Genomic DNA, 21,080 nt, shown 5'->3' with positions numbered 1-21,080 from the left:
GGATGACGAGCGACGGGAGTCTCAACGACCATGCCCCCCAACCCCGAACGCAAGTACCGCGCCGCCGCGGCCCTCCAGCGCCGGCTCAACCCGCTCATGCGGCGACTGCCCCTCCAGACCGTCCTGGAGACCACCGGCCGCAGCTCGGGACTCCCCCGCCGGACCCCGGTGGGCGGCAAGCGGATCGGCGACTCCTTCTGGCTGGTCTCCGAGTTCGGGGAGCGCTCGCAGTACATCCGCAACATCAAGGCCGACCCGAGGGTCAGGGTGCGCATCCGGGGGCGGTGGCACCAGGGGACCGCGCATCTGCTGCCGGACGACGACATCGCCGTACGACTGCGCTCGCTGCCCCTGATGAACAGTGCGGCCGTACGGGCCATAGGGGCGGGGCAGTTGACCGTGCGGGTGGATCTGGAGGGCTGATGGGGGTGGCCCCGGGCCCGCCTGAGCGGCTCGCGCCCGGGCCACCACCCCGCTCAGAGACGCACGCGCCTCACTTCGCCGGCTTGTAGAAGGCGTACGTCGCCGAGTACGCCACGCTCACCTGGTCCGTGCCGGTGCAGGCGGTGGCCGGGGCCACGCCGCCCGAGGTGTTCAGGCGCTGTATGTAGGAGACGCCCCCGAAGACGCCCGCGCCCCGGGTGGCGGTGGCCTGGAGGAGCAGCTCGGGGATGGTGCCGGTCTTCGGGGAGTTGGCGATCGCGGCGGCGTTCACCGCGCTGCCGTCCACCGTGGACACCCAGACCGGGCCGCGCGAGTGCAGGGCGACCGCACGCCCTCTCTTGTCGAACAGGGTGGCGGCCGGCTCCAGGAGCTTCCAGGCACCCTCGGTGCAGGTGTAGGTCTGCACGCCCCTCGCGCCGTAGACGGCGGTCAGCTTGTTGCCGTCGGGCACCTTGAGGGCCGCGGGGGCCTTCACGGGCCGGGGCGCGGCGTCCGCGGGGGCCGCGCTGCCGCTGGTCGTGCCCAGGAAGGCGGTCGCGGCGGCGAGGGCCGCGGTGGTCAGGACGAAACGCTTGGTGAGCTTCAAGTCGGTTCTCCGGAACGGTTCTTGACTGATGATCAGGGCGCCGTGGTCGATGTCGGCGCCCTCCGCTCCGGGACTCTACGGGGCAACCTCCCGGTTACCGGCCAGTTGGCCGAACCCACTCCCGGGAACCCCAGGAGGGCACGCTCACCCCGGCCACACGAGCGACTGCACCTCGCTGTAGGCGTGCAGCGCGTACGACCCGCAGTCCCGCCCGACCCCGCTGCGCCGGAAGCCCCCGAAGGGCGCCTCCATGTTGCGGCCGACGGTGTTGACCCCGACTCCCCCGGCCCGCAGCCGCCGTGCCACCCGGAAGGCGCGGGCGACATCGGCGGACCAGACGTAGTCGATCAGTCCGTAGTCGCTGTCGTTGGCGAGGGCGATCCCCTCCTCCTCGTCGTCGAAGGGGGTGACGGTCACCACGGGGCCGAAGATCTCCTCCCGGACCACCCGCATCTCGGCGCCGCACTCAGCGAGCAGGGTGGGGCCGACGTAGAAACCCCGGTCCATGGCAGGCCGTTCACCCCCGACGATCACCGACGCGCCCTCCTTGCGTCCGAGTTCGACGTACGACTCGACCCGCTCCCGGTGCGCCGCCGAGATCACCGGTCCGACCACGGTTCCGGCCTCCCGGGGGTCCCCCACCCTCAACCGGCGTGCATAGGCGGCCAGTTGCTCGACCAACCGCTCGTACAGCGGCCGCTGCACCAGCACCCGGGTCGGCGCGGTACAGATCTGTCCGCTGTAGAAGGAGAAGGTCGTGCCGATGCCGGCCACGGCCGAGGCGAGGTCGGCGTCGTCGAGGACGAGCGCCGCGCCCTTGCCGCCCAGCTCCATCAACTGCCGTTTCATGGACCGTCCGCACACCTCGCCGATGCGCTGTCCGACCGCCGTGGATCCGGTGAAGCTGACCATGTCGACGTCGGGCGAGTCGACGGCGGCCTCGCCGACCTCCACCGCGCGCCCGCCGACCACGTTCACGACCCCGCGCGGCACACCGGCCGCCTCCAGCGCCTCGGCCATGCGGAAGACGGACAGGGGGTCCTGCGGGGCGGGCTTCACGACCACCGTGTTGCCCATGGCGAGCGCGGGGGCGATCTTCCCGGCGGGGTTCGCCCAGGGGTTGTTGTACGACGTGATGCAGGTGACGACCCCGACGGGCTGCCGGACCGCCAGCGCGCCCATCACCGCGGCCTTCCCCATCGGCCCGGCCTCGTTGATCTGCGGCGGGAGAGCCCACTCGGCGGGCTCGACCCGCGCGTACCGCCGGAACCGGGCGGCCGCGACACCGACCTGCATTCCCCGGGCCGTGCCGGTGGTCGCCCCGGTCTCGGCCTGGGCGAGGTCGGCGTACGGCAGGAGGCGGGAGCGGATGAGGTCGGCGGCCCGGGCGAGGATCGCGGCCCGCTCCTCCGGCGCGGTGCGCGACCACGGCCCGAAGGCCTCGCGGGCCGCGGCAGCGGCCGCGTGCACCTGATCCCGCGAGGCCTCCGGGGCCCACCCGACGGTCTCCTCGGTGGCGGGGTCGACCACCGCGTAGTGCCCGCCGTCGGGGGCCACCCACGCGCCGCCGACGAACAGCCGCTGCCCCTCCCGCTCCCCGCTCACCTCGTGCTCACCGTCCGTGTGTCCCGCCCGGACCGCAGCACCCGGCCCGGGACGGCCCCGCTCACCACGTCGTCCCGGATCGCCTCGACGCCGTTGACCCACACGGCCCGTATCCCGATCGCCTTGGAGTCCAGCCGCGGACTGTCACCCGGCAGGTCGTGCACCAGGGTGGCCGTGCCCGCGGCGATCCGCTCGGGGTCGAACAGCACGAGGTCCGCATGGAAGCCCTCCTCGATCCGGCCGCGCTCCCGCAGCCCGAAGAGCCGGGCGGGATCGTCGGTGAGCATCTTCACGGCCTGCTCCAACGACGTCAGCTTCCGGCCGCGCAGACAGTCCCCGAGGAAGCGGGTCGTGTACGGCGCCCCGCACATCCGGTCCAGATGCGCCCCGGCGTCGGACCCGCCGAGCAGCACGTCCTCGTGCTGCCAGGCCTCGGCGCGCATCGCCCAGGACGCCGGGTCGTTGTCGGTGGGCATGGGCCACAGGACCGTACGGAGGTCGTCGGCCGCGCAGATCTCCACGAGCGCGGCGAACGGCTCCTGCCCGCGCTCGGCCGCGATGTCCTCCACCACCCGCCCGGAGAGCCCGCGGTTGGCGTCGCTGTAGGTGTCCCCGATGACGTACCGCCCGAAGTTGGTCAGCCGCCGGAAGACGCCGGCCTCCTTGGCCTGGGAGTGCCGGAGCAGTTCTTTCTGTACGTCGGGGTCGCGCAGCTTCTCGATCCGCTCGGGGACGGGCAGGCCGAGCACCGGTCCCCAGCCGGGGATGAGGTTGAGGGCGCAGAAGGTGCCCAGGGACATGTTCATCGGGGTGAGGATCGGCATGGTGAGGGCGACGACCCGGCCGCCCGCCTTCCGCGCCCGCTCACTGGCGAACAGCTGCCTCGGCACCCGCTCCGGGACGGCCGAGTCGATGGTCAGCACGTTCCAGTTGAGCGGCCGCCCCGCCGCCGCGCTCATCTCGGCGAACAGCTCGATCTCGGCGTCGCTGAACTGGTCGAGGCACCCGGCGACGATGGCCTCGATCTGCGTGCCCTCGTGTTCCCCCACGGCCCGGGAGAGCGCGAGGAGTTCGGCGGGCAGCGCGTGCCGGGAGGCGACGGGTTTGCCGTCCCCGTCGGAGTGCGTGGAGGACTGGGTGGTGGAGAACCCCCAGGCACCGGCATCCATCGCCTCGTGGAACAGCCGCAGCATTTCGGCGAGTTGCTCCTCGGAGGGCTGCCCCCCGATGGCGTCCGGTCCCATCACGTACCGGCGCAGGGCGCAATGCCCCACCATGAAGCCGGCGTTGACCGCGATCCGCCCCTCCAGAGCGTCGAGGTACTCCCCGAAGGAGTGCCAGCTCCAGGGCGCGCCCTCCTCCAGCGCGACGAGCGACATCCCCTCGACCTTGGACATCATGCGCCGGGTGTAGTCCGCGTCCTCCGGCCGGTCCGGATTGAGCGGCGCCAGCGTGAACCCGCAGTTCCCGGCGGCGACGGTGGTGACGCCGTGGTTGAGGGAGGGGGTGGCGTACGGGTCCCAGAACAGCTGGGCGTCGTAGTGGGTGTGGGGGTCGACGAACCCGGGGGCGAGGACGAGCCCGGTGGCGTCCTCGGTGGTACGGGCTTCCTCGGTGATCTCACCTACCGCGGCGATACGGCCGTCCCGTATCCCCACGTCAGCGGTGAAGGCGGCCGCACCGGTCCCGTCGACGACGGTCGCGCCTTTGATGACGTGATCAAGCATGAACGTTGCCTCCTCGACTCCGGTCGCGGGTCTTCAGGGGCGCGGGGAACTGCGCGACCAGCCACAACGCACCCGCACACCGCAACGGCGACTACGCGGCACCCCGGAACCGGGACGTCCGATGCACAGGATCCGTGTCGATCTTCGGAATCACGTGCTCCCCGATCAGCCGAATCGTCTGAAGCGTCTCCTCCTTCGGCACCCCCACCGGCAACCCGAAGCTCAACTGGTCCGCCCCCGCCTGCTCCCACCGCTTGCACTGCCGGACCACCTCGTCCGGATCCCCGCAGATCAGCAGCTCCTCCTCGATGAGCACCTCGACGAACTCCGCGGTGTACTCCGGCAACGTCTCCGGCCACACCGGGAACCCCTCGGGCCGCGGGAACGTGTCGTGGTACCGGAACACCAGCGAGGGCAGATAGTGCAGCCCGCCGTTCACCGCGATCTGGATCGCCTCGTCGTGCGTCGGCGCGCAGATCGCCGTCGTCGTCACCATCACGTTGTCGTTGACGAAGTCCCCGATCGGCTCGGCGTCCACGATCGCCGTCTTGTACTGCTCGAGGACCCACTCCATGTCGGAGACCTTCTGCACGCTGAAGCCCAGCACCCCGAGCCCCTTGCGCGCGGCCATCGCGTACGACGGCGGCGACCCGGCGGCGTACCACATCGCGGGGTGGGACTTGCCGTACGGCTTGGGCAGGATCTTGCGCGGCGGGAGCTGCCAGTGCTTGCCCTGGAAGCCGACGTACTCGTCCTGGAGCCACATCTTGGGGAACTCGGCGATGGTCTCTTCCCAGATCTCCTTGGTGTGGTTCATGTCGGTCACACCCGGTATGAACCCGAGGATCTCGTGCGAGCCGGCCCCGCGTCCGCTGCCGAACTCGAAGCGGTTCTCGGTGAGATGGTCGAGCATGGCGACCTTCTCGGCGACCTTCACGGGGTGGTTGACCTGGGCGAGCGGGTTGAAGATGCCGGAGCCGAGGTGGATGCGCTCGGTCGCGTGTGCCAGATAGCCGAGGAACACGTCGTTGGCGGAGAGGTGCGAGTACTCCTCCAGGAAGTGGTGCTCGGAGGCCCAGGCGTACTTGAAGCCGGACCGGTCCGCCTGGATGACGTACTCGGTCTCCTCCATCAGCGCCTTGTGCTCGGCCAGCGGGTCGGTCTCGGCGCGCTTGCCCACATATCCCTGTACAAAGAGCCCGAATTCCAAGGCGGGTCACCATCCCCGGTCCGAATATTTCTGACGGGTCGTCAGTTTCGATGTGACTGTGGCACCACCGGCATGGAGGGTCAATAGCTGACGGTCAGTCAGATGACGCTGACCCCCGCCAGCCAGCCCCCGTCGATCACGAACGGCTGCCCGGTGATGTACGAGGAGTCGGCGGAGGTCAGGAACAGTGCCAGCGCCGCCACCTCCTGCGGCCGCCCGATCCGGCCGAGCGGCACGATCTTGCGGTAGAAGCGGTCGAGCCCCCGGGAGGCCGCCTCGCCGTCCGCCGACGGGTCCAGGACGGCCGGGTTGGACATCGCGGTGTCCACGGCCCCCGGGCACATGGCGTTGACCCTGATGCCGCGCGGCGCCAGCTCCAGCGCGGCGACCCGGGTGAGCCCGAGGACCGCGTGCTTGGAGGCGGCGTACGCGCCGACGCCCGCCATTCCGGTCACCCCCGTGTAGGAGGCGGTGTTCACGATCGTGCCGCCGTCCGACATGACCGGCCCCACGGTCTTCATGCCGAGGAAGCAGCCGACCTGGTTGACCTGCACCACCTGCATGAACTCCGCGAGAGGGGTGTCCAGGAGGGTGTTGAAGCGCAGGATCCCGGCGTTGTTGACCAGCCCGTCGAGGCGCCCGTACTCCTCCACGGCGGCCTGCACCGCCCGCCGCCAGTCGGCCTCCTGACCCACGTCCAGGTGGACGTACAGCGCCCCGATCTCCTCCGCGAGCGCCTTCCCCTGCTCGTCCAGCACATCCCCTACGACGACCTCGGCACCCTCCTCCCGGAACAGCCGCGCCTCCTGCTCCCCCTGTCCGCGCGCCGCCCCGGTGACGAGCACGACACGTCCGTCCAGCTTGCCCATGCGGTGACTCCTCAGAGGTGGGGGCCGATGTCGGCGCCGAACGCCGTGATCTGGTCGGTGAGTTCCTGCCGGTCGCGGCTGCGGAACCGCACCTGGATCTGGTCCACGCCCATCGCGCGGTAGGCGCGCAGGGACTCGGCGAGTGTCTCGGGGGCGCCGCTGAGCGTCCGGCGGCCGGTGTCCCACGCGGGCGTGCCGACGTACAGCGGCTCGGCGATGGCCCCGACGGTGAACGGCCCCTCGACGCAGGCCTCTTCCCGCAGCCGCCGTATCCGCTCGATCTGCGCGGGCAGCCGATCCCGGGGGTCGCCCTGGGGCAGCCAGCCGTCGCCCTTGAGGGCGGCCCGGCGTACGGCGGCCGGGGAGGAGCCCCCGACCCACAGCGGGACGTGGGACTGTGCGGGCCGGGGACGCTGGCCGAGCCCCTCGAAGTCGTAGAGCTTGCCGTGGTGTTCGGGGAACTCCTCGGGGCCGAGGGCCTTGCGCACGGCGTCGATCGACTCGTCGAGCACGGCCCCGCGCCCGGCGAAGTCGACCCCGAGCACCTCGAACTCCTCCTGCACGTGCCCCGCTCCGACCCCGAGGACGAGCCGCCCGCCGCTGAGGTGGTCGAGGGTGGCGTACTGCTTGGCGGTGAGCAGGGGGTGCCGCAGCCCGACCACGGCCACATGGCTGAGCAGCCGGACCCGCTCGGTCACACCCGCCAGGTGGGCGAGGGTGGCGACCGGGTCGTACCAGACCGTGCTCATCGCGGAGGCGAGACGGCGCGGGATCGCCACGTGGTCGCAGGCGGCGATGTAGTCGAACCCGGCCCGGTCGGCGGCACGGGCGACCTCGACGAGATCACCGGGCGCCGCGCCGGCCTCCCAGGGCTCGGCGTAGATCGTGCTCTGGGACTGGATGGGGAGCTGGATGCCGTATCTCATGCACCGCTCCACAGCCCCTCGGGGGTGAGCCCGAGCAGTTCGATGGCGTTGCCGCGGACGATCCGCTCCACCAGGTCCGGGGCGAGGTGTCCCATCTGGGCCTCGCCGACCTCGCGGGACTTGGGCCAGGTGGAGTCGGAGTGGGGGTAGTCGGTCTCGTAGAGGACGTTGCCGACGCCGATCGCGTCGAGGTTCCTCAGGCCGAAGGCGTCGTCGAAGAAGCAGCCGTAGACGTGGTCGGTGAAGAGTTCGGACGGCGGCCGGTGGACCTTGTCGGCGACGCCGCCCCAGCCGCGGTTCTCCTCCCAGACCACGTCGGCGCGTTCCAGGATGTAGGGGATCCAGCCGATCTGGCCCTCGGCGTACATGACCTTGAGGTTCGGGAAACGTTCGAACTTGCCGCTCATCAGCCAGTCGACCATCGAGAAGCAGCAGTTGGCGAAGGTGATGGTGGAGCCGACCGCCGGTGGGGCGTCGGCGGAGGTGGAGGGCATACGGCTGCTGGAGCCGATGTGCATCGCGACGACCGTGCCGGTCTCGTCGCAGGCGGCGAGGAAGGGGTCCCAGGCGTCGGTGTGGACGGAGGGCAGGCCCAGGTGCGGGGGTATCTCGGAGAAGGCGACGGCCCGTACGCCCCGGGCGGCGTTGCGGCGGACCTCGGCGGCGGCCAACTCGGCGTCCCACAGCGGGATCAGGGTCAGCGGGATCAGGCGGCCCTCGGCCTTCGGGCCGCACCACTCCTCCACCATCCAGTCGTTGTACGCCTTCACGCACAGCAGGCCCAGCTCGTGGTCCTTGGCCTCGGTGAAGGTCTGGCCGCAGAAGCGGGGGAAGGTGGGGAAGCAGAGCGCCGACTGGACGTGGTTGACGTCCATGTCGGCGAGGCGGGCGGGGACGTCGTAGGAGCCGGGGCGCATCTGCTCGTAGGTGATGACCTCCAGCTTGATCTCGTCCCTGCTGTATCCGACCGCGGTGTCCAGGCGGGTGAGGGGGCGGCGCAGGTCCTCGTAGACCCACCAGTCGCCCAGCGGACCGTCGTCCCCCGGGGCGCCCATGACGGGCTTGAAGCGGCCGCCCAGGAAGGACATCTCCTTCAGCGGGGCGCGCACCGTGCGGGGTCCGGTGTCCAGGTACTTCTTGGGGAGCCGGTTCTGCCAGACGTCGGGGGGCTCCACGGTGTGGTCGTCGACGGAGATGATCTTCGGAAGTGCCGTCGTGGTCTCCATGGCGCTCACGGTAGCGCCGATCTGACGGTCCGTCAGCTCCGTGGACGGCGGCCGATGGCGACGGTTCTTGTGCGGATGTGTGCGGAGAGAAGGTAAGAGGCTTGTGATATCCCGCGCGGCCTCCTGTGATCACGCTCTCCACAGCTGACGCGGCCGCCGTGGACAAGGCAGACTGTCGGGGTTGTACACAGGCCCTAGGGGGACGGCGATGGACGGTGGACCGCGGGTGCCGAAGCAGTGGCGTCCCGGCTCCTCGGCGGGGGGCGGGGGCGGGGGACGACTGAACACCCACGCCCACGCCTCGATCGAGGCCGCGCTGGACGAAAATCCGGACCACTTGACGGAGGGGGCGCCGGGGGAGGCGGCGGGAGCCGAGGTGGAGGCGGGCGTTCCGGCCGAAGCCGGGGCCGGGGCACCCGCTGGCGTCTCGACGGAAGCCGCGCCGGCCAAGGCCGCCGGAGCCGGGATCACCAAGGGCTCGGAGCCCTTGGCCGGCGCCGAGGCCGACTCGCAACCGAGTGTCTCGGCCGGCGCCGGGCAGCGGATGGAACCCCCGCCCTCGGACCCGGCGTCGCCCCCGCCCCTGCGGTTCTCGGTGCTCGGTCCCGTGCGGGCGCAGCGTGACGGCGAGGTGTTGAACACCGGGTCGCCTCAGCAACGTGCCCTGCTCGCCGCGCTGCTGCTGCGTGAGGGCCGTACCGCCACCGCCGCCGAGCTGATCGACGCGCTGTGGGGCGAGGAGCCGCCGTCACAGGCGCTGGCCGCCGTGCGGACGTACGCCTCGCGGCTGCGCAAGATCCTCGACCCCGGCATCCTGGTCAGCGAGTCCGGCGGGTACGCGATCCGCGGGCTCGGCGAGAACGCGCTCGACCTCGCCGCCGCCCAGGAACTCGCCACCGAGGCCGAGAAGGCCAAGGGCGCCGGCGACCTGTGCCACGCGCGGGACGTCCTGACCCGTGCGCTGGCCCTGTGGGACGGCGAGGTGCTGGCCGGTGTGCCGGGACCGTACGCCGAGGCACAGCGCGTAAGGCTGGAGGAGTGGCGGCTGCAACTCCTCGAATCCCGCCTCGACATGGACCTGGAGCAGGGCTGCCACGCCGAGGCCGTCTCGGAGTTGACCGCGCTGACCGCCGAGCACCCGCTGCGCGAGCGGTTCAGGGAACTCCTCATGCTCGCCCTGTACCGCAGCGGCCGCCAGGCGGAGGCCCTCGCGGTGTACGCCGACACCCGCCGCCTGCTCGCCGACGAACTCGGCGTCGACCCCCGCCCCGGCCTGCGCGAGCTCCAGCAGCGCATCCTGCGGGCCGACCCCGGCCTCGCGGAGCCCTCCTCCCCGCAGCCCGAACCGGTCGCCGCCCCCGTCCGCCCGGCCCAACTCCCGGCGACGGTCCCCGACTTCACCGGCCGCGCCGCCTTCGTCACCGAACTCAGCGAGGTGCTCGCCTCCGGTTCCGAGGGCCGCGTGATGGCGGTCTCCGCACTGGCCGGCATCGGCGGCGTCGGCAAGACCACGCTCGCCGTGCACGTGGCCCACCAGGCCCGCTCCGCCTTCCCCGACGGGCAGCTCTACGTCGACCTCCAGGGCGCCGGCGCCCGCGCCGCCGACCCCGAGACGGTCCTCGGCGCCTTCCTCAGAGCCCTCGGTACCGCCGACTCCGCGATACCCGACTCCCTGGCGGAGCGGGCCGCCCTGTACCGCTCGGTCCTCGACGGCCGCCGGGTCCTGGTGCTCCTCGACAACGCGCGCGACGCGGCCCAGGTACGGCCCCTGCTGCCGGGCACCGAGGGCTGCGCCGCCCTGGTCACCTCCCGGGTGCGGATGGTCGACCTCGCCGGGGCGCACCTGGTCGACCTGGACGTGATGTCCCCCGACGAGGCCCTCCAGCTGTTCACCAGGATCGTCGGCGAGGAGCGGGTCGCCGCCGAGCGCGAGGCCGCCCTCGACGTGGTCGCCGCCTGCGGCTTCCTCCCGCTCGCCATCCGCATCGCCGCCTCCCGCCTCGCGGCCCGCCGCACCTGGACGGTCTCCGTCCTCGCCGCCAAGCTCGCCGACGAGCGCCGCCGCCTCGACGAGCTCCAGGCCGGCGACCTCGCCGTCAAGGCCACCTTCGAACTCGGCTACGGCCAGCTGGAGCCCGCCCAGGCCCGCGCCTTCCGGCTGCTGGGCCTCGCCGACGGCCCCGACATCTCGCTGGCCGCCGCGGCCGCCGTACTCGACCTCCCGGTGGAGGACACCGAGGACCTCCTGGAGGCCCTCGTCGACACCTCGCTGCTGGAGTCGGCGGCGCCGGGCCGGTACCGGTTCCACGACCTCGTACGCCTCTACGCGCGTGCGTGCGCCGAACGCGACGAGTGGCCGCCCAGCGAGCGGGAGGCCGCGCTGTCGCGGCTGGTGGACTTCTACCTCGCGACCGCGGCGGCCGTGTACGCCATCGAGCGGCCCGGGGACCGGCTGGTGGAGCACCTGGAGGAGATCCGCCATCCCGGGCTGTCCTTCACGGACCGGCACGCCGCCCAGGACTGGCTCTACGCGGAGGCCAACAGCCTGCTCGCCTTCGTCCAGCAGTGCGCGAAGGGGGCCCTGCTGCGTCGCGCGGTCGATCTGCTGTGGGTGGCCAAGGACCTCGCCGAGTCGGGTGCCAACTCGAAGCAGTACGAGACGGCCGCCGTCGCCCTGCGGGACGCGGCCGACGCGGCGGACGACCCGCGCACACGCGCGCGTGCGCTCACCACCCTGACCAACGTCCATCTCGTCGCAGGCCGCTTCGAGCAGGCGGACGCGGAGGCCCGGCTGGCCATGGACCTCGCCCGCGCGGCCGAGGACCTGGCGCCCAGTTGCTGGGCCGCCAACGACCGCGGCATCATCGCGCTCTACCAGGGGCGGCACGCGGAGGGCGAGGCGTGCCTGAAGGAGGCCATCGAGAGCTTCCGGCTCGACCGGAACCTCGCCGGCGAGGCCAGCGCGCTGTGCAACCTCTCCCGTATTCACTTGGCCATGGGGCAGAGCACCAGCGCCGTGGAGCTCGCCCGGCAGGGCATCCTCATCTACGACCGGCTCGGGCACACGCTGCGTGGCGCGAACGGCCGGTACGCCCTGGGGCTGGCGCTCACCGGGCAGGGGCGGCTGGACGCCGCCGTGGACCGGCTGACGGAGGCGCTGGAGGTGTTCCGGGACAGCCGGCAGCGGCTGTGGGAGGGCATGACACTCTTCCGGCTCGCCGAGGCGCACCTCGCCGGCAGCCGCCCCGCGCAGGCCGCCGCCCTGACCGAGCAGGCCCTCGCCGTGCTGCGCGGCATCGGCGGCGAGTGGCGGCGCGGCAACGTCCTGACGGTCCTGGGCCGGGCCCTCAGCGGGCTCGGACAGCCCGGCCGGGCGGAGGCGTGCTGGCAGGAGGCCCTCGGCATCTTCGAGCAACTGGGCTCGCCGGAGGCGGCCGACGTACGACGCCTGCTGACACCGTCGGCCGCCGCGTAAGGCCTCCGGCGGCAGCACGGGCGTTCAGGCGTTCATCGTTCGTTTATCGGCAGGCCGCACACTCGGGTTGTCGATCCGTCGCGTCGGGGGGCAGACGGGTCAGCGGTGTTCTCCATCGCTAGGGTTACCGACCCTGACCTGTCCGCCCGGCGGCCCTCGGGGGAGCCGCCGGGCGGGCATCGCCCATCACTGAACCGGGAGAGTCACCACCCATGAGTGAAACCGAGAAGCAGGACGGCACGCTCAAGCCGCTCGACAACCACGCCACGGGGACCGAGGACGAGCTCAAGCCGCTCGACAACCACGCCACCGGCACCGAGAAGGTCGTCACGGCGGCCGCCGGCACGACGGACGGCGTGGTCAAGCCGCTCGACAACCACGCCACCGACGAGAAGGCCTGACAAGGACTTTCCACACACGGGGATCGGCCGCGGCGGCGCGGAGGGGAAGCCGCCGCGGCCGAGGCGTGTCCGGGGGCGGGCACCTCGCTCAACGCACTTCGCGCCAGCCCTGCCCGACCGGTCGCGCGAGCGACTCAGTCCAGGTAGAGGACGCCGGCTCCGACCTGTCTTCTCGGCGGGAGTCATTCGAGCCGATAGGTGTCGAGTCGCGGCTCAGCCCATGCCGCGAAATTGAGCACCGGGCGCCAGGACGGCGGGACGGTCCTGTCGTCCAGTCCGCGCCCTCGAACGCGGAGTGCATAGCGAATGGTGTACGTGATCCCCTCGATCCGGACCTCTCCGCAGACGGAGTCGTCGCCGTCCGAGGGCGAAGGGGAGACTTCTTCGACCTCCCATCCCGCTTTGCGGGCGAGATGAACCCACACGTCGAACGCCCGTCGAGATGAACCGGGCCGCACGTCTCCTACTCGCGCGAGAATCTCGACAGGATCCGCACGTCGCTCATCCGGTGCCATGACGGGCCTCACTTCGGAGAGTCATTTTCGCCAGGACAGGGGCAGGCCGGTCTGCCACCATCCTTCGACAACATCTGGTGCAGACTCCCATGACGACCTGTCGCGACTGACGCGCCCGCCCCCGGAGTCTCCGGGGGCGGGCATCGGGTCGCCAGCGGGCTCAGCCCCGCCGCAGCTCCCCCTTCACCACCTTCCCGCTCGCGTTCCGTGGGAGTTGGGGTACGAACTCCACCGTTCTCGGGACCTTGTAGTTGGCCATCTCGCGGCGGGCCCAGGCGATCAGGTCGTCGGCGGTCAGGACGGAGCCGGGGCGGCGGACCACGTACGCCTTGCCGACCTCGCCGAGGCGGGTGTCGGGGACGCCGATGACCGCGACGTCGGCCACCGCCGGGTGCAGGCCGAGCAGTTGCTCTATCTCCGCCGGGTACGCGTTGAAGCCGCCGACGATGTACATGTCCTTCAGGCGGTCGGTGATGCGGAGGTTGCCCGCCGTGTCCAGGACGCCGATGTCCCCGGTGCGCAGCCAGCCGTCCTCCGTGACCGCCTCCGCGGTGGCCGCCTCGTCCTCGTAGTAGCCGCGCATCACGTTGAAACCGCGGACCAGGATCTCGCCGGGCTGCCCGGGCGGCGCCTGCACCCGCACCTCGGTGCCGGGGATGGCCCGGCCCGAGGTCGACGCGATCACCGGGAGCGGGTCCCCGCGGCGGCACATCGTGACGATGCCGCTGGCCTCCGAGAGGCCGTAGGCGGTCAGGACGGTCTCCACGCCCAGTTCGCCGTGCAGTTGCTCGACCAGCCGGAGTGGGACGACCGCCGCGCCGGTCACCACCAGGCGCAGGGCGGACAGGTCGTGGGAGGCGCGTGCCGGGTGGTCCAGGAGGGACTGGTGGAGGGTGGGCGGTCCCGGGAGGACCGAGACGCGTTCCGCCGCTATGTTCGCGAGCACGGTGTCCACGTTGAACACCGGCTGCGGGATCATCGTCGCCCCGCGCATCAGACAGGCGATCACCCCGGCCTTGTAACCGAAGGTGTGGAAGAAGGGGTTGACGATGAGGTAGCGGTCGCCCTGCCGCAACCCGGCCAGGTCGCACCAGACCTCGTACGCCCGCAGGGTCTGCTCGTGGGTGATCACGGCCCCCTTGGGACGCCCGGTGGTCCCCGAGGTGAAGACGATGTCCGACGGCTGGTCCGGGGCCACGGCCAGCACCCGCGCCCGCACCTCCGCCTCCCCCACCCCGTCCCCGCTCGCCAGGAAGTCCTTCCAGGTGCGGTAGTCCGCGGGCGCGTCGTCCGACAGCACCACGACCTGCTCCAGGTCCGGGAGGCCCGGCCCGTCCGCGACCGCCCGGCGCAGTGACGCCACGTACGACGTGCCCAGGAAGGTGCCGGTGATGAACAGCAGCCGCGTCCCGCTGCGGCGCAGCACGTCCGCCGCCTCGGTGCCCTTGAAGCGGGTGTTGAGGGGCACAAGGACCGCGCCCGCCGACACCGCGCCCAGCGCCGCGACCATCCAGTCCAGGGAGTTGGGGGCCCAGACGGCCACCCGGTCGCCGGGCCGTACGCCGTTCGCGAGGCAGGCCGCCGCAGCGCGCTCCACCCGGGCGCCCAACTCGCCGTACGAGAACCGGTTGCGGCCCTCCACGACCGCCTCCGCCGAGCCGTACCGCTCCGCCGCCCACCGGACCAGCTCCGGGATGCTGCGCCACTCCACATCGGCCTCCCCGAAAGCGGAAACGCGTTAGCTGACTACCCGTCAGATTAGCTGTAGCCTGACGGGCTGTCAGCAGGCCTCACAGTGTGCGGAGGTGCGTGCAGCGTGACCCTCAAGGACGCCACGGCGATCGTGGGCATCGGACGGACCCGGTTCGCCAAGAACCTCGCCGAGGACGAGAGCACCCTGGCCTGCCGGGCCGTTCTCGCCGCCCTCGACGACGCCGGGATCGCCCCGGGCGAGGTCGACGCCCTCGCCTCGTACACCATGGAGGAGACCGACGAGGTCGAGCTCGCCAAGGCCGTCGGCCTCGGTGACCTCACCTTCTTCAGCAAGGCCGGTTACGGCGGCGGCGGTTCGTGCGCGACCGTCGCGCATCTGGCGGCGGCGATCGCGAGCGGGCAGGCGAGCGTGGGGGTCGCCTGGCGGTCCCGCAAGCGCGGCTCGGGCCCCCGCCCCTGGACCAACACCACCGTCCAACTCCCCACCCCGGCCCAGTGGACGAGACCCTTCGGCCTGCTCCGCCCCGCCGACGAGATAGCCATGCTCACCCGCCGCTACATGCACGAGTACGGCGCCACCCGCGACCACCTCTTCAACGTCGCCCTCGCCTGCCGCAACCGCGCCAACCAGAACCCCGCCGCGATCATGTACGACCGCCCCCTGACCCGCGAGATGTACATGACCTCCCGCTGGATCAGCGAACCCCTGTGCCTCTTCGACAACTGCCTGGAGACCGACGGGGCGTTGGCGTGCGTGGTCGTCAGCAGGGAGCGCGCCCGGGACTGCCCGCACACCCCCGTCTACGTCCACTCCGCCGCCCAGGGCCTGCCCGCCCAGCACCACGGCATGGTCAACTACTGGAACGACGACCCGCTCACCGGCCCCGCCTGGACCGCCGCCCGACACCTGTGGAAACACGCCGACTTCACCCCGCAGGACGTCGACGTGGCCCAGATCTACGACGCGTTCACCGCCCTCGTCCCGCTCTCCCTGGAGGGGTACGGCTTCTGCGGGCGCGGCGAGGGCGGCGCGTTCACCGAACAGGGCGCCCTGGAGACCGGCGGGCGGCTGCCGATCAACACCGGCGGGGGCGGCCTGTCCGAGGCCTATGTGCACGGCTTCAACCTCATCGACGAAGGCGTACGGCAACTGCGCGGCACCAGCACCGCCCAGGTACCGGACGCCGCCACCTGCCTCGTCACCGCCGGCGAGGGCGTCCCCACCTCCGCCCTGCTGCTGACCAACAGGAGCTGACATGCTCGAACCGGTGAAGGACGCCACGGGCGCCCCCTTCTGGGAGTACGCGGCCCGCGGCGAACTCCGCGTCCAGGCCTGCGCCGACTGCGGCGAACTCCGCTTCCCGCCCCGCCCCTGCTGCCCGCACTGCCAGTCGTTCGAGCAGGAGTGGCGCCGGGTCTCCGGGCGCGGCCGCGTCTGGTCCTACGTCGTGCCGCACCCGCCCCTGCTGCCCGACTACGCGGCGCAGGCGCCGTACAACGTGATCGTGGTCGAGCTGGAGGAGGCGCCGCGGATCCGGTTGGTGGGCAACCTGGTCAGTGCTGCCGGGGCCGCGCTCAACTCCCTTGATCCGCGCCGGATCCGCATCGGCGCCCGGGTGCACGTGGTCTTCTCTGACGGGCTTCCGCAGTGGGTGCTCGCGTGAGCGGCCTGCGGGTGAGCGCCGACAAGGACACCGGGGTCGCGGTCGTCACCCTCGACCGGCCCGCCAGGCTCAACGCCATCGACCTGGCGATGCGGGACGAACTCGTGGCCGCCTGGGGGGAGTTGCGGTTCGTCGACTCGGTTCGGGCGGTGGTCCTCACCGGCACCGGGGAGCGGGCCTTCTGCACGGGCCTCGACCGGGACACCGAGGTGCCGCAGCCCAACTCCCCCTACATGGCCGACGATCCGCTGCTGCACGTCGGGCCGAAGTCCAACGACCTGTGGAAGCCGGTCGTCGCCGCCGTCAACGGGATGGCCTGCGGCGGCGCCTTCTACCTCCTCGGCGAGTGCGACTTCCTGATCGCCGACCCCGCCGCCACCTTCTTCGACCCGCACACCACCTACGGAATGGTCAGCGCCTACGAGTCGGTGCTCATGGCCCAGGTCATGCCGCACGGGGAGGCCGCCCGCACGGCGCTCATGGGAACGGCGGAACGGCTCTCCGCCGCCCGCGCCCACACCATCGGGCTGGTCACCGAAGTCACCGAACCGGGCGGGTCGTTGGCGGCGGCGGTCTCGGCCGCCGAGGTCATCGCCGGGTATCCGCCGGAGGGGGTGCAGGGCACGGTCCGCGCGCTCTGGGCGGCGAAGGAGGGCGCCGTACGGCAGGGGTTCGCGCAGGCGCCCCACCTCGTCTCACTGGGGAACCTCCCCCTGGACCGGCAGACCGGCCTGTTCCGTTCCCGGCGCCCCGAATTCCGATTGCGTTAGCAATTTCGGTGCCCTATACAGGCGTATGCTCACCCCATGGTTGAACATCGCACGGTCGACGTGAACGGCATACGGCTGCACATCGCCGAGGAGGGCGCGGGGCCGCTCGTCGTGCTGCTGCACGGCTTCCCGGAGTCCTGGCACTCCTGGCGCCACCAGTTCGCCCCACTGGCCGCGGCCGGCTTCCGGGTGGTCGCGCCCGACCAGCGCGGATACGGCACCTGCGAGCATCCCGAGGACGTGTCGGCGTACAGCATCCTGCACCTGGTCGGCGATGTCGTCGGACTGGTCCACGCGCTGGGCGAGGAGCGGGCGTTCGTCGTCGGGCACGACTGGGGAGCGCCGGTCGCCTGGCACACCGCGCTGCTGCGGCCGGACGTGGTGCGCGGGGTGGCGGGGCTGAGCGTGCCTCCGCCGTTCCGCGGGGAGCGACCGCCGCTCGCAGCTATGCAGGAGCGGTTCGGCGGGCACTTCTACTGGAACTACTTCAACCTGCCCGGGGTCGCCGACGCCGAGTTCGGCAAGGACCCGCGGGCGGCCCTGCGCAGGCTGCTGTACGGCGCCTCGGGCGACGGCCCCGGCGCCGGGCGCTACGAGCAGGCCCTGGTGACCGACCCGGACCGCGGCTGGCTCGCGGACATGCCCGACCCCGTGGAACTCCCCGCCTGGCTCACCGAGGCCGACCTCGACGAACTCGCCGCGAGCTACGCCCAGGGCTTCACCGGCGCCCTCAACTGGTACCGCAACCTGGACCGCAACTGGGAACTGACGGCCCCTTGGCACGGCGCGAGGGTCACCCCGCCCGCCCTGTACATGTACGGCGACCGGGATCTGGTCCCGGCCTTCCCGGGAACGCCGGAACTGATCGAGAAGCTCCCGCAGCTGATGCCGAACCTGGTCCGCGACCCGGTGGTGCTGCCGGGCTGCGGCCACTGGACCCAGCAGGAGCGACCGGACGAGGTGAACGCGGTCCTGCTCGACTTCCTGACGGGGCTGCGGGGCTGACGGTCAGTCGACCAGGTCGGCTTCCGGCTCGACCCAGCACTGGTCGAGCTTCGCCAGGACGGCCTGACTCGCCCGCACCTGGACCTTCGAGGTGCCTCTGGCGGCCACCGTGACCCGCTGGTCGGCGGAGCCCAGCGTCCGGCCGGAGGCGTCGGTGAAGGAGACCTTGACCTCGAAGGTGCCCTGACGGCTGTTCGGGTTGCTGACCTCGGCTGTCAGATGGGGGGCCGCCTTCGTCGCGCAGCTCACCAGCGTCGCCGTGCCGTCCTCGAGCGTCGAGGTGCGCCGGGTGCCGGTGGTGCGCGGCGTGTAGCTGTCGTGGTCCTGGCTGGAGCTGCTGCACCCCCCGCCGCCGTCACTGTCGCTGTGGCTCTTGTGCCGCCCGCTGCTCTTGTGCCCGCTGGAGAAGCCCGTCAGCGCGAGCACCACCGTCGCCATGACCGCCGTGAACCTGAGAACACGCCCCCGTGAATACATGCGATCACTCTAATGGGGGCCACTGACAGCCCGCTCAGGTGGCCCTCGCCGTCCCCGTCCCCTTCTCCGCGTCCAGCGCGTACACGCAGCGGTCCTTGCTGCACGCGTACACCACGCCGTCCTTGACCACCGGCGATCCGGTGATCTCCCCGCCGGTCGCCAGCTTCCAGCGCAGGCGGCCGTCGTCGGCCTTCAGGGTGTACAGGAGGTGGTCGGTGGAGCCGAAGTGGATACGGCCCTCGGCCACCGCGGGCGCCCCGACGATGTCGCCGCCCGCCTGGAACCGCCACTTGGGCGTACCGGTGACGGCGTCGAGGGTGTACAGCCCCTTGCCGCTGCCCACGTGCACATGGCCGCCGGCGACCAGCACCGGCTCGACCGAGGCGCGGGCCTCGGTCGCGATGCGCCACCGGTCCCGGCCGTCCACCGCGTCGAGGGCGTACACCGTGCCGAGGTAGTCGGCGAGGTAGACCCCGCCGCCGGTGACCGCGGCGCCCGGCACGAAGGTGGGCGGGCACAGGAAGGCCGCCGGGGCCTCGAAGTGCCAGCGGACCCGGCCGGTGGCCACCTCCAGGGCCATGACGCGGGTCCCGGCCGAGATGTACACGTATCCGTCGTGGGCCTGCGCCACCCGGACCGGCACCCCGCCGCAGGAGGCCGCGTCACCGATGGGGAACGCCCAGCGCTCCTCGCCGGTACGGGCGTCCAGGGCGCGCAGCCGGCCCTCCTGCCAGACGTAGACCGTGCCCTCGTGGAGCGCGGGGCCCGCCTCCGGGGACTCGAAGTCGGTCTGGCAGCCGGCGATCTCCCAGAGCTTGTGCCCGTTGGAGGCGTCCCAGGCCTGGACGCCACCCCCGCGGGTGCCGGTGATGACGGTGCCGCGCTCGGCCTTGAGGGAGTACACCCACGCGTCGGTGCTCAGCCGCCACTGGTCGGCGCCCTCGCGGGCGTCCAGGGCGAACAGGGTGGGGCCGTCGGAGGCGTGGATACGGCCGTCCGCGACCGCCATCGACCAGGCCACGTCCCGGGTCTTGAAGCGGCGGCGGCCGGTCGCGACGTCGAGGGCGTGCACCTCGAAGGAGGTCACGTAGACGAGGTCGCCGGCGACGGCCGGGGTGCCCCACACGTCGTTCGACATGCGGAAGCGCCAGGGGCGCCAGCCGGTCGCGGTCTCCGGGGGCGCGGGCGGCGGGGACGGGACGGCGGGGCCCACGGCCGCGTCGGTGCCGTTGACGCCGGGGCGCGGCCGGGACCAGGAGGCGACCAGGCCGGCCTCCGGCGGGGGCGCCTTCACGGCGGCGGCGCGGGCGTCGGCCACGCGCGGTCCGGGCCCGATGGGCACCTGGGCGCCCGCGAGCCGCACCGGGCCGGTGTCCGGGGCGCCGACGGGGACCGGGGCGGGGGGCACCGGGTCGTAGGAGGGCGGCGGCGGTACGACCGCGGGGCGGCCGCCCGCGCTGCGGGCGCCGCCGGTCTGGGTGGGCGCCGGCCGGCCGCCGCGCCGGGACTCGATCAGGGCCACGGCCTTCTCGGGCAGCCACGCCGACGCCGTACCGCTGTCGTCCGAGCCGGAGCCGAAGAGGTGGGGTGCCAGCTGGGCCTGGAGGTCGGCCGGGTTGGGGCGGGCGGTGGCCTCCATCTGCATGCAGGACTCGATGAGCGGGCGCAGCTCGTCCGGCAGGCCTTCGAGGTCGGGGCCCTCCCGGAGCAGCATGAACACCGTCTCCACCGGGTTGGCGCCGTGGAAGGGCGGGTGGCCGGTGGCGGCGAAGACCAGCATGGAGCCGAGCGAGAAGACGTCGCTGGCGCCGGTGACGCTGCGGGAGTCCTTGGCCTGCTCGGGGGACATGTAGGCGGGGGTGCCGACGGCGACGTTCGTCATCGTCAAACGGGTGTTCGAGACGCCGGACGCGATGCCGAAGTCGATCACCCGGGGGCCGTCCTCCACGACGAGGACGTTGGAGGGCTTGAGGTCGCGATGGACCAGTCCGGCGCCGTGGATGGACTGGAGGGCCTCGGCGACGCCCGCCGCGAACCAGCGCACCGCCTGGGCCGGGAGCGGCCCGCACTCGTTCACTATCTCCTCGAGGGAGGGCGCGGGGACGTACGCGGTGGCCAGCCACGGCACGGCCGCGCGGGGGTCGGCGTCGACCACGGCCGCCGTGTAGAAGCCGGAGACCGCCCGGGCCGCCTCCACCTCACGGGTGAAGCGGACCCGGAAGAGCTGGTCCTCGGCGAGCTCCGTACGGACCGTCTTGATCGCCACCCGCCGGCCCGAAGCCGAGCGCGCGAGATAGACCAGCCCCATGCCGCCGGCACCCAGCCGGCCCAGCACCTCGAACGGCCCGATCCTGCGCGGATCGTGCTGCGTCAGCTGATCCACCACTCTGCCTGCCACCTCCCCGTACAAGCCGCGCCACCCACATATGTACGCGACCCCGTGCAGCGTCTCACCACCGCACCGCCA

The 21,080-nt window shown here is 72.2% G+C and carries 17 protein-coding genes; 7 read left to right on the top strand and 10 right to left on the bottom strand.

What is annotated here, in order from left to right; genetic code table 11:
* Positions 1 to 30 precede the first annotated feature (30 nt).
* Positions 31 to 423, top strand: coding sequence for a nitroreductase/quinone reductase family protein (locus OHN19_RS24345; protein ID WP_330266217.1), 393 nt, complete (start codon positions 31 to 33; stop codon positions 421 to 423).
* A 70-nt stretch (positions 424 to 493) separates the two neighbouring features.
* Here the strand turns inward: OHN19_RS24345 and OHN19_RS24340 are convergent, their stop codons facing one another.
* The 7 genes from OHN19_RS24340 to OHN19_RS24310 all read right to left on the bottom strand — a co-directional run bounded on the left by OHN19_RS24340 (position 494) and on the right by OHN19_RS24310 (position 8,593).
* The gene (locus tag OHN19_RS24340) at positions 494 to 1,030 is read right to left on the bottom strand and encodes a DUF3455 domain-containing protein (protein ID WP_330266216.1); all 537 of its coding nucleotides are present in this window, start codon (positions 1,028 to 1,030) and stop codon (positions 494 to 496) included.
* 144 nt (positions 1,031 to 1,174) lie between these two features.
* A complete protein-coding gene (locus OHN19_RS24335) occupies positions 1,175 to 2,635 on the bottom strand; it encodes an aldehyde dehydrogenase family protein (RefSeq protein ID WP_330266215.1) in 1,461 nt (486 codons plus the stop codon).
* On the bottom strand, positions 2,632 to 4,362 hold the full coding sequence (locus tag OHN19_RS24330) for a D-aminoacylase (protein WP_330266214.1): 1,731 nt from the start codon (positions 4,360 to 4,362) through the stop codon (positions 2,632 to 2,634). Before OHN19_RS24330 ends, OHN19_RS24335 begins: the two co-directional genes overlap by 4 nt.
* Before the next feature lie 91 nt (positions 4,363 to 4,453).
* Positions 4,454 to 5,572, bottom strand: coding sequence for an LLM class flavin-dependent oxidoreductase (locus tag OHN19_RS24325; protein WP_330266213.1), 1,119 nt, complete (start codon positions 5,570 to 5,572; stop codon positions 4,454 to 4,456).
* Between the two features lie 98 nt (positions 5,573 to 5,670).
* Positions 5,671 to 6,441 carry an SDR family oxidoreductase gene (locus OHN19_RS24320; protein ID WP_330266212.1) on the bottom strand — a complete coding sequence of 257 codons (771 nt, stop codon included), beginning with the start codon at positions 6,439 to 6,441 and terminating at the stop codon, positions 5,671 to 5,673.
* A gap of 11 nt (positions 6,442 to 6,452) precedes the next feature.
* Positions 6,453 to 7,367, bottom strand: a complete 915-nt coding sequence (locus tag OHN19_RS24315) for an LLM class F420-dependent oxidoreductase (protein ID WP_330266211.1) — start codon at positions 7,365 to 7,367, stop codon at positions 6,453 to 6,455.
* Positions 7,364 to 8,593, bottom strand: coding sequence for an amidohydrolase family protein (locus tag OHN19_RS24310; protein ID WP_330266210.1), 1,230 nt, complete (start codon positions 8,591 to 8,593; stop codon positions 7,364 to 7,366). Before OHN19_RS24310 ends, OHN19_RS24315 begins: the two co-directional genes overlap by 4 nt.
* 544 nt (positions 8,594 to 9,137) lie before the next feature.
* Between OHN19_RS24310 and OHN19_RS24305 the strand changes: the two genes are divergently transcribed.
* Both OHN19_RS24305 and OHN19_RS24300 read left to right on the top strand, forming a co-directional pair.
* Positions 9,138 to 12,068 (top strand): AfsR/SARP family transcriptional regulator, encoded by a 2,931-nt coding sequence (locus tag OHN19_RS24305; protein WP_330269697.1) that lies wholly within the window; start codon positions 9,138 to 9,140, stop codon positions 12,066 to 12,068.
* Positions 12,069 to 12,280: 212 nt separating this feature from the next.
* Positions 12,281 to 12,469 carry a hypothetical protein gene (locus OHN19_RS24300; RefSeq protein WP_330266209.1) on the top strand — a complete coding sequence of 63 codons (189 nt, stop codon included), beginning with the start codon at positions 12,281 to 12,283 and terminating at the stop codon, positions 12,467 to 12,469.
* Between the two features lie 675 nt (positions 12,470 to 13,144).
* Here OHN19_RS24300 and OHN19_RS24295 read toward each other — a convergent pair.
* A complete protein-coding gene (locus tag OHN19_RS24295) occupies positions 13,145 to 14,695 on the bottom strand; it encodes a FadD3 family acyl-CoA ligase (RefSeq protein ID WP_330266208.1) in 1,551 nt (516 codons plus the stop codon).
* 105 nt (positions 14,696 to 14,800) lie between these two features.
* Between OHN19_RS24295 and OHN19_RS24290 the strand changes: the two genes are divergently transcribed.
* The 4 genes from OHN19_RS24290 to OHN19_RS24275 are packed head-to-tail and all read left to right on the top strand — an operon-like array spanning position 14,801 to position 18,136.
* A complete protein-coding gene (locus tag OHN19_RS24290) occupies positions 14,801 to 15,952 on the top strand; it encodes a lipid-transfer protein (RefSeq protein WP_330266207.1) in 1,152 nt (383 codons plus the stop codon).
* A gap of 1 nt (position 15,953) precedes the next feature.
* The gene (locus OHN19_RS24285) at positions 15,954 to 16,361 is read left to right on the top strand and encodes a Zn-ribbon domain-containing OB-fold protein (RefSeq protein WP_330266206.1); all 408 of its coding nucleotides are present in this window, start codon (positions 15,954 to 15,956) and stop codon (positions 16,359 to 16,361) included.
* Positions 16,346 to 17,131, top strand: coding sequence for an enoyl-CoA hydratase/isomerase family protein (locus tag OHN19_RS24280; RefSeq protein WP_330266205.1), 786 nt, complete (start codon positions 16,346 to 16,348; stop codon positions 17,129 to 17,131). Before OHN19_RS24285 ends, OHN19_RS24280 begins: the two co-directional genes overlap by 16 nt.
* 36 nt (positions 17,132 to 17,167) lie before the next feature.
* Positions 17,168 to 18,136: an alpha/beta hydrolase gene (locus tag OHN19_RS24275; RefSeq protein WP_330266204.1), complete on the top strand. Its 969-nt coding sequence runs from the start codon at positions 17,168 to 17,170 to the stop codon at positions 18,134 to 18,136.
* A 3-nt stretch (positions 18,137 to 18,139) separates the two neighbouring features.
* Here OHN19_RS24275 and OHN19_RS24270 read toward each other — a convergent pair whose 3' ends face one another.
* Entirely contained in the window at positions 18,140 to 18,574 is a 435-nt protein-coding gene (locus OHN19_RS24270) for a hypothetical protein (RefSeq protein WP_330266203.1), read from the bottom strand.
* 73 nt (positions 18,575 to 18,647) lie between these two features.
* On the bottom strand, positions 18,648 to 20,999 hold the full coding sequence (locus OHN19_RS24265) for a PQQ-binding-like beta-propeller repeat protein (protein ID WP_330266202.1): 2,352 nt from the start codon (positions 20,997 to 20,999) through the stop codon (positions 18,648 to 18,650).
* Positions 21,000 to 21,080: the final 81 nt, after the last annotated feature.

This window comes from Streptomyces griseorubiginosus (assembly GCF_036345115.1).
Lineage (GTDB): Bacteria > Actinomycetota > Actinomycetes > Streptomycetales > Streptomycetaceae > Streptomyces > Streptomyces griseorubiginosus_C.
The sequence above is the reverse complement of the archived record's forward strand: the minus strand, read 5'-3'. Positions and strand labels throughout refer to the sequence as shown.

Excerpts from the sequence above, each read along its gene's own strand:
- OHN19_RS24345 (WP_330266217.1), top strand. The coding sequence starts at position 31 with ATGCCCCCCAACCCCGAACGCAAGTACCGCGCCGCCGCGGCCCTCCAG.
- OHN19_RS24330 (WP_330266214.1), bottom strand. The coding sequence starts at position 4,362 with ATGCTTGATCACGTCATCAAAGGCGCGACCGTCGTCGACGGGACCGGT.
- OHN19_RS24320 (WP_330266212.1), bottom strand. The coding sequence starts at position 6,441 with ATGGGCAAGCTGGACGGACGTGTCGTGCTCGTCACCGGGGCGGCGCGC.
- OHN19_RS24315 (WP_330266211.1), bottom strand. The coding sequence starts at position 7,367 with ATGAGATACGGCATCCAGCTCCCCATCCAGTCCCAGAGCACGATCTAC.
- OHN19_RS24310 (WP_330266210.1), bottom strand. The coding sequence starts at position 8,593 with ATGGAGACCACGACGGCACTTCCGAAGATCATCTCCGTCGACGACCAC.
- OHN19_RS24305 (WP_330269697.1), top strand. The coding sequence starts at position 9,138 with ATGGAACCCCCGCCCTCGGACCCGGCGTCGCCCCCGCCCCTGCGGTTC.
- OHN19_RS24300 (WP_330266209.1), top strand. The coding sequence starts at position 12,281 with ATGAGTGAAACCGAGAAGCAGGACGGCACGCTCAAGCCGCTCGACAAC.
- OHN19_RS24285 (WP_330266206.1), top strand. The coding sequence starts at position 15,954 with ATGCTCGAACCGGTGAAGGACGCCACGGGCGCCCCCTTCTGGGAGTAC.
- OHN19_RS24275 (WP_330266204.1), top strand. The coding sequence starts at position 17,168 with ATGGTTGAACATCGCACGGTCGACGTGAACGGCATACGGCTGCACATC.
- OHN19_RS24270 (WP_330266203.1), bottom strand. The coding sequence starts at position 18,574 with ATGGCGACGGTGGTGCTCGCGCTGACGGGCTTCTCCAGCGGGCACAAG.